The 232-nt window shown below is 65.5% G+C and carries 1 pseudogene; it reads right to left on the reverse strand.

Going from position 1 to position 232, the window contains the following annotated elements:
- Positions 1-232 (reverse strand): annotated as a pseudogene (locus SB719_RS22835) (electron transfer flavoprotein subunit alpha/FixB family protein); the annotation flags it as partial.

The following is a 232-nucleotide window of genomic DNA, read 5'->3' on the forward strand; positions in this document are numbered from 1 at the left end:
CCCATGCCACGGCCGCCGGAAACGACGATCTTGGCAGCGGTCAGCTCTGGGCGGTCGGACTTGGCCAGCTCTTCGCCAACGAAAGCCGAAATGCCGGCGTCGTGTGCAGCGCCAACAGCTTCGACAGCAGCCGAACCACCTTCGGCAGCCACGGCATCGAAGCCGGTGGTACGGACGGTGATCACCTTGATGGCCGCGCTCGATTGCACGGTGGCGATGGCGTTACCCGCGT

It is taken from the genome of Pantoea sp. SIMBA_079 (genome assembly GCF_046940275.1).
Classification (GTDB): Bacteria; Pseudomonadota; Gammaproteobacteria; order Enterobacterales; family Enterobacteriaceae; genus Pantoea; species Pantoea borealis.